General features: G+C 51.0%; 8 protein-coding genes. All 8 read right to left on the minus strand.

Going from position 1 to position 8269, the window contains the following annotated elements:
• Positions 1-69: 69 nt before the first annotated feature.
• Positions 70-4098, minus strand: a complete 4029-nt coding sequence (gene rpoB, locus JG725_RS19930) for a DNA-directed RNA polymerase subunit beta (RefSeq protein WP_172291769.1) — start codon at positions 4096-4098, stop codon at positions 70-72.
• 328 nt (positions 4099-4426) lie between these two features.
• Positions 4427-4792, minus strand: a complete 366-nt coding sequence (gene rplL, locus JG725_RS19935) for a 50S ribosomal protein L7/L12 (protein WP_034898574.1) — start codon at positions 4790-4792, stop codon at positions 4427-4429.
• Positions 4793-4858: 66 nt separating this feature from the next.
• Entirely contained in the window at positions 4859-5356 is a 498-nt protein-coding gene (gene rplJ, locus JG725_RS19940) for a 50S ribosomal protein L10 (protein WP_137714957.1), read from the minus strand.
• Positions 5357-5687: 331 nt separating this feature from the next.
• Positions 5688-6392, minus strand: coding sequence for a 50S ribosomal protein L1 (gene rplA, locus JG725_RS19945; RefSeq protein ID WP_172291768.1), 705 nt, complete (start codon positions 6390-6392; stop codon positions 5688-5690).
• 3 nt (positions 6393-6395) lie between these two features.
• Positions 6396-6824: a 50S ribosomal protein L11 gene (gene rplK, locus JG725_RS19950; protein ID WP_172291767.1), complete on the minus strand. Its 429-nt coding sequence runs from the start codon at positions 6822-6824 to the stop codon at positions 6396-6398.
• Positions 6825-6985: 161 nt separating this feature from the next.
• Positions 6986-7531 (minus strand): transcription termination/antitermination protein NusG, encoded by a 546-nt coding sequence (nusG, locus tag JG725_RS19955; protein ID WP_172291766.1) that lies wholly within the window; start codon positions 7529-7531, stop codon positions 6986-6988.
• A 1-nt stretch (position 7532) separates the two neighbouring features.
• Complete coding sequence (gene secE, locus JG725_RS19960) at positions 7533-7913, minus strand: preprotein translocase subunit SecE (protein ID WP_172291765.1); 381 nt, start codon at positions 7911-7913, stop codon at positions 7533-7535.
• Positions 7914-8151: 238 nt separating this feature from the next.
• On the minus strand, positions 8152-8269 hold a 118-nt coding region (locus JG725_RS19965; RefSeq protein ID WP_199379605.1), incomplete at its 5' end, for a hypothetical protein.

Raw genomic sequence — 8269 nt, forward strand, 5'->3', positions numbered from 1 at the left:
GAACTATGCCATTAAAAAACAAAGTTCAGGTGCCCCTATGACGAATGCCAGCAATACAACGGGCTGGAGTTACTCTTCTTCCAGCTCGATGTTGATACCCAGCGAGCGGATTTCTTTCAACAGTACGTTGAAGGATTCCGGCATGCCTGGTTCCATCTGATGATTGCCATCCACGATGTTCTTATACATCTTGGTACGGCCGTTCACGTCATCGGATTTAACCGTCAGCATTTCTTGCAGGGTATAGGCTGCACCGTAAGCTTCCAGCGCCCACACTTCCATCTCACCGAAGCGCTGACCGCCGAACTGAGCTTTACCACCCAGCGGTTGCTGAGTAACCAGGCTGTAGGAACCGGTGGAACGGGCATGCATCTTGTCGTCGACCAAGTGGTTCAACTTCAGCATATACATATAGCCCACGGTAACCTGACGCTCAAACTGCTCGCCGGTACGTCCATCGTACAAGGTAATCTGTCCGGAGGTCGGAATACCGCCCATCTGCAACAGTTCCTTGATTTCCTTCTCTTTTGCACCGTCAAATACCGGCGTTGCAATCGGCATGCCTTTCTTCAGGTTTTCAGCCAGACGCATAACTTCTTCGTCGGAGAAGGTGTTCAGATCGACTTTCTGGCGCACATCGTCGCCCAGATCGTAGGCTTTCTGGATGAACTCACGCAGCTTGGCGACTTCTTCCTGCTGCTTCAGCATCTGATTGATCTTCTCACCGATGCCTTTCGCCGCCATACCCAGGTGGGTTTCCAGAATCTGACCGATGTTCATACGTGAAGGTACGCCCAGCGGGTTCAGCACGATGTCGACCGGCGTACCGTTTTCATCGTAAGGCATATCTTCGATCGGGTTGATCTTGGAGATAACACCTTTGTTCCCGTGACGACCGGCCATCTTGTCACCCGGTTGAATCTGACGTTTAACCGCCAGATAAACCTTGACGATTTTCAGCACGCCAGGCGCCAGATCGTCGCCTTGGGTAATCTTACGGCGCTTGGCTTCAAGTTTTTTCTCAAACTCGTGCTTCAGCTCATCGTACTGTTCGGCCAACTGTTCCAGCTGATTCTGTTTCTCTTCATCAGTCAGACCCAGCTCCAACCAGCGCTCGCGCGGCAGTGCAGCCAGTTTTTCAGCTTCCACGCCGCCGGAAACCAGCGCCGCGTGGATACGGGCAAACAGACCGGCTTCCAGGATCTGCAACTCTTCAGTCAGGTCTTTTTTGGCCTGCTTGAGCTGCATCTCTTCGATTTCCAACGCACGCTTGTCTTTTTCCACGCCGTCGCGGGTAAAGACCTGTACATCGATAACCGTACCGGAAACGCCGTTTGGTACGCGCAGAGAAGAGTCTTTAACGTCAGACGCTTTCTCACCGAAAATCGCCCGCAGCAGTTTCTCTTCCGGCGTTAACTGGGTTTCGCCCTTCGGCGTCACCTTGCCCACCAGAATGTCGCCGCCGGTGACTTCCGCGCCGATATAAACGATGCCGGACTCATCCAGTTTAGACAGCGCCGCTTCACCCACGTTCGGGATATCCGCGGTGATTTCCTCTGGCCCCAGCTTGGTGTCGCGGGACACACACGCCAATTCCTGAATATGAATGGTGGTGAAGCGATCTTCCTGCACCACGCGCTCAGAAACGAGGATGGAGTCTTCGAAGTTGTAACCGTTCCACGGCATGAACGCTACGCGCATGTTCTGACCGAGCGCCAGTTCACCCAAATCGGTGGACGGACCGTCAGCCAGCACGTCGCCGCGCTCAACCGGCTCACCCAGAGACACGCAAGGCATCTGGCTGATGCAGGTGTTCTGGTTGGAACGGGTATATTTAGTCAGGTTGTAGATGTCGATCCCGGCTTCGCCCGGATACATTTCATCATCGTTAACGCGGATCACGATACGCGAGGCATCAACGTACTGAACCGTACCGCCGCGCTTCGCAACAGCCGTAACACCGGAGTCAACCGCAACCGCACGTTCCATGCCGGTACCTACCAGCGGCTTATCAGCACGCAGAGTCGGCACGGCCTGACGTTGCATGTTCGCACCCATCAATGCACGGTTGGCGTCATCGTGTTCCAGGAATGGAATCAGTGAAGCACCAACGGATACCACCTGCTGCGTGGATACGTCCATATATTCAACCTGATCGCGGCTGAACAAGCTGGACTCGCCTTTATTACGGCAGGTTACCAGTTCATCAATGAAGTGACCTTCTTCATCCAGATTGGTGTTCGCCTGAGCGATAACGAAGTTGCCTTCTTCAATCGCCGACAGGTAATGGATCTCATCCGTCACCACGTTATCACGCACACGACGATACGGGGTTTCAAGGAAACCGTACTCGTTGGTCTGCGCATAAACAGACAGGGAGTTGATCAGACCGATGTTCGGACCTTCCGGCGTTTCGATAGGACATACGCGACCGTAATGGGTCGGATGCACGTCTCGAACTTCAAAGCCGGCGCGCTCACGGGTCAAGCCGCCCGGGCCGAGTGCCGAGATACGGCGTTTGTGCGTGATCTCGGACAGCGGGTTGTTCTGATCCATAAACTGCGACAGCTGGCTGGAACCAAAGAACTCTTTCACTGCGGCCGAAATCGGCTTGGCGTTGATCATGTCCTGCGGCATCAGCGTGTCGAGATCGCCCAGGGAAAGACGCTCTTTCACCGCACGTTCCACACGCACCAAACCCACGCGGAATTGGTTTTCAGCCATTTCGCCGACGGAGCGGATACGGCGGTTGCCGAGGTGGTCGATATCATCCACTTCGCCTTTGCCGTTACGGATATCAATGAGCTTCTTCATCACATCAATGATGTCTTCTTTGCTCAGGATGCCCGAACCTTCAATCTCTTCACGCAGCAGAGAACGGTTGAACTTCATCCGACCGACCGCAGACAAGTCATAGCGATCTTCAGAGAAGAACAGATTCTCAAACAGCGTTTCGGCCGCTTCGCGCGTCGGCGGCTCGCCGGGACGCATCATGCGATAGATTTCAACCAAGGCGCTCAGACGGTCGCTCGACGGATCCACGCGCACGGTTTCCGACATATACGGACCGTGATCCAGATCGTTGGTGAACAGAGTTTCAATACGCTTGTGACCGGATTGGCTGAGTTTTGCCAGCAGATCCAGCGACAATTCCATATTCGCCGCGCCGATCAGTTCGCCGGTGCTTTCATCAATGTAATCTTTGGAAAGAACTTTGCCGACGATATATTCAACCGGTACTTCAATACGCTCAATGCCGTCTTTCTCTAACTGACGGATATGGCGGGCGGTGATGCGGCGGCCTTTTTCAACGTAGACTTTGCCTTCTGCTTCAATATCGAAAGAAGCGGTTTCACCGCGCAGGCGCTCAGGCACCAGATCCATCTGCAATTTGTTGCCGTTGATTTCATAGACAACTTTATCGAAGAACAAATCCAGAATCTGCTCGGTGGAGTAACCCAGCGCACGCAGGATAATGGTCGCGGGCAATTTGCGGCGACGGTCAATACGGACAAACAGGTTATCTTTCGGATCGAATTCGAAATCCAGCCAGGAACCACGGTAAGGAATGATACGCGCGTTATACAGCACCTTACCTGAAGAGTGGGTTTTACCCTTGTCGCTGTCGAAGAATACACCCGGACTACGGTGCAACTGAGAAACGATAACACGCTCAGTACCGTTGATCACAAAAGTGCCGTTGTCGGTCATGAGCGGAATCTCGCCCATGTAGACTTCTTGCTCTTTGATGTCTTTAACGGTGCCTTCAGGCGCTTCACGTTCGTATATCACCAGGCGCAATTTAACACGCAGCGGCGCGGAAAATGTCACGCCTCGGATTTGACATTCTTTAACGTCAAATACCGGCTCACCCAGGCGATAGCTAACGTATTGCAGCTCTGAATTGCCGCTATAGCTTTGTATGGGGAAAACAGAACGGAATGCCGCTTCCAAACCGTACTGACCTTCCGGATCTTGCTCGATAAACTTCTGGAACGAGTCAAGCTGGATAGAAAGGAGATAAGGCACGTCCAACACTTGTGGTCGTTTACCAAAATCCTTACGAATGCGTTTTTTCTCGGTATAGGAGTAAACCATAGGGTTCCTCAACTCGCTGAAAAGTCGAACCACTCTGTCCGTCCTAGCCAGGACAGGTCATGCAACACTATTTTTGTCTGTCGGAAAATGGAAACCTTTCCGTAATACCTCTTTCTATTACTCTTAAACCATTTCATTGCTCTTGTTCGGGCAGGGAACCCGGACAGGGAAGCAGTATATTAAGTCGTCAATAGAAAAAGATATTGGGGGTAAATCAATGGCCAAACAGTGTGAAATCCCATTGATGCCCTACAGCGCAAAAAGGCTGGTGACCAAAAAGTCACCAGCCATCAGCCTAATCAATCAGGCTGCAATCTGGAAAGATGGCTTATTTAACTTCAACTTCTGCGCCAGCTTCTTCCAGAGCTTTCTTCAGAGCTTCGGCGTCATCTTTGCTGATGCCTTCTTTCAGAGCTGCCGGAGCGGATTCAACCAGGTCTTTGGCTTCTTTCAGGCCCAGACCAGTTGCGCCACGAACTGCTTTGATTACGGCAACTTTGTTAGCGCCGATAGCTTTCAGTACAACGTCGAACTCAGTTTTTTCTTCAGCGGCTTCAGCCGGGCCAGCAGCAACAGCTACAGCGGCAGCAGCGGAAACACCGAATTTTTCTTCCATAGCGGAAACCAGTTCAACAACATCCATTACAGACATAGCTGCTACTGCTTCCAGAATTTGATCTTTAGTGATAGACATAACAATTGTTCCTAAGAATCAGAAATAGTTTATACGTTAGCAAGTGCGTTAGAGAAAAAAGCGCGATTAAGCCGCTTCTTTCTGATCGCGTACGGCAGCCAGAGTGCGGACCAGTTTGCCTGCGGCAGCTTCTTTCATGGTCGACATCAGACGTGCCAGTGCTTCTTCGTAAGTCGGCAGCGTTGCCAGACGGTCAATTTGAGCCGCCGGGATCAGCTCACCTTCAAAGGCTGCAGCTTTGACCTCAAATTTTGCATTCGCTTTGGCGAATTCTTTGAACAGACGAGCGGCAGCGCCCGGGTGTTCTAAAGAGTATGCAATCAGGGTCGGACCAACAAACGTGTCTTTCAGGCATTCGAATTGAGTACCTTCAACAACGCGGCGCAGCAAGGTGTTGCGAACAACACGCATGTAGACGCCAGCTTCACGACCTGCTTTACGCAGTTCAGTCATTTTATCTACGGTCACGCCACGGGAATCCGCAACAACCGCAGACAGCGCACCTTTGGCTACTTCGCTGACTTCAGCAACAATTGCTTGTTTGTCTTGAAGATTTAATGCCATTAGCTTTTGCTCCTGGATTTAGCCGGAGGAAACCTCCGGAACTCACTTCACTTATTGCCAAAACGGAAATAAGCGCTGAAACACGGTGAGCAGAATCCAGCAAAGACTATTCTTTAACTATTCTTTAAATTATAAAGAAAGAAAAAATTTCTTCAGGCTCTGTCACCGTCTACGCAGGAAAATTAAGTTTCTTGCGAAACACCTGCGGTCTTGGACGGAGGCCTGGATAGGCCAGGCTCCAACCGAAAATTCTTCTTTAATTCCGCTAACGGAACAACGGGCGTAAGAGTATAGGTAAATCCTACGCCCGAGTAAAGCGAAACTAAAGCTATCAGACAGCGACTGCGTTCAGACCGCTCTGGTCGATCGCAACGCCTGCACCCATCGTGGTAGACAGGCTGACTTTCTTGATGTACACGCCTTTCGCCTGAGAAGGTTTGGCTTTTTTCAGCGCAACCAGCAGAGACTCCAGGTTTTCTTTCAGTTTGTCAGCATCGAAATCAACCTTACCGATAGTGGTATGGATGATGCCGTTTTTGTCGTTACGATAACGAACCTGACCGGCTTTGGCATTTTTAACTGCTTCAGCAACGTTAGGCGTTACGGTACCCACTTTCGGGTTTGGCATCAGACCGCGCGGTCCCAGAACCTGACCTAATTGGCCAACAACGCGCATGGCATCCGGAGATGCGATAACAACGTCAAAGTTCATTTCGCCTTTCTTGATCTGATCGGCCAAATCTTCCATACCCACCAGTTCAGCGCCAGCAGCTTTAGCCGCTTCAGCGTTTGCACCCTGGGTGAAGACGGCAACGCGAACGGAACGACCGGTGCCATGCGGCAGAACGGTGGCACCACGAACGTTTTGGTCAGATTTACGTGCGTCGATGCCGAGGTTAACGGCAACGTCTACGCTTTCTACGAATTTAGCAGTGGCCAGCTCTTTGAGCAGGGCAACGGCTTCGTTGATGTCATACTGTTTAGTTGCATCAACTTTGTCACGGATCACGCGCATGCGCTTGGTCAGCTTAGCCATTTATTAACCCTCCACTACCAGGCCCATGGAACGAGCAGTACCTTCGATGGAACGCGCCATGGCTTCCACGTCGGCACCAGTCATGTCCGCAGCTTTGGTTTCTGCGATTTCACGAACCTGAGCACTCGTTACTTTACCTACTTTGTCTTTGTTCGGCTTGCCGGAACCAGACTTGATACCCGCGGCTTTCTTCAGCAGAACAGCTGCCGGAGGCGTTTTGGTAACAAAGGTAAAAGAACGGTCAGAATAAACGGTAATAACAACCGGGATCGGCAGACCTTTTTCAATGCTTTCAGTTTTAGCATTGAACGCCTTACAGAATTCCATGATGTTAACACCTTGCTGACCCAGAGCCGGACCTACCGGCGGACTTGGGTTAGCCATACCAGCTGCGACTTGCAGCTTGACATAGGCTTGTACTTTCTTGGCCATTTAACTTTCCTCGAATGGGTAATAGCGCCTCGTAAAAGGCTCCCCGTGGTTTTTTTAATGCGCTTCAGATGCCGTTAAGCACCCTGAAAACAAAAGGCGCGAAATTGTAGATTAATTTCGCGCCAGAGACAAGCAACAGTTTCAGCGAGCGAGTAAAGAAATTATCCTTTCTCGACCTGGCTGAAATCCAGTTCGACCGGTGTTGCCCGACCGAAGATAGAAACAGACACTTTCAGGCGGCTTTTTTCGTAATCCACTTCTTCGACCACGCCGTTGAAATCCGCAAACGGGCCGTCATTAACCCGAACCATTTCACCGGGTTCAAACAGAGTTTTCGGACGAGGTTTATCACCAGCCTGCTGGAGGCGATTCATAATCGCGTCCACTTCTTTATCGCTGATAGGCGCAGGGCGATCGGAAGTACCGCCGATAAATCCCATGACGCGGGGAACACTGCGCACCAGGTGCCAGCTCGCATCTTCCATCACCATCTGCACCAATACATAACCTGGGAAGAATTTACGTTCGCTTTTGCGGCGCTGACCGCCACGAATTTCAACCACCTCTTCCGTTGGCACCATGACTTCGCCAAACAGATCTTCCATGTTATGTAATTTGATATGCTCACGCAGCGACTGAGCCACGCGGCCTTCAAAACCGGAAAACGCCTGAACGACGTACCAACGTTTTTTTGGGGCTTCAGACATCTTAGAACCTCAGGCCAGTGATAAACGATACCAATCGGACCAGAATACCATCCAGCCCCCACAAAATCAGTGACATCACGGCTGTAACCGCGGCAACGATTAACGTGGTGTGTAACGTTTCCTGACGAGTCGGCCAAATCACTTTACGTACTTCGGTACGGGCTTCACGGGCAAACGTTACTGTTGCTTTACCTTTTGCGGTCAGCAATGCCACGCCACCGGCGGCAGCAATCAGGATAACAACAGCTAATGCGCGCAGCGGCAGACTAAATTCACGATAGTAATAGTTGCCGACAATCGCAACTACCAGCAATACAGCCACTACCAGCCATTTAATCGCTTCCAGGCCACCGCTCCCCTGAGCTTCGGTATTCGCACTCATAAACCAACCTGTCACAATGATTCAGACAAATAACTTTGCCCCGCAAAGCAGGGCAAACCAAACCGAAAGATGTTCTGTAAACGAATAATTCGGTATTTACGCCGTATCTACAAAGCCTATCTCACCAATGATTATATTCCACAATCGCTGATGAGATAGGTTCTACCACATGACAGCGTAGAAAAAGGGCATCAAATGATGCCCTTTTATCGCGTGTCGCGTCAAACGTTATCAGCGATTAAGCGATAACTTTAGCAACAACGCCCGCACCAACAGTACGGCCGCCTTCACGGATTGCAAAACGCAAACCGTCGTCCATCGCGATCGGCGCTATCAGGTTAACAACCATTTTAATG

Source organism: Brenneria sp. L3-3C-1, assembly GCF_016456245.1.
Taxonomy (GTDB): domain Bacteria; phylum Pseudomonadota; class Gammaproteobacteria; order Enterobacterales; family Enterobacteriaceae; genus Brenneria.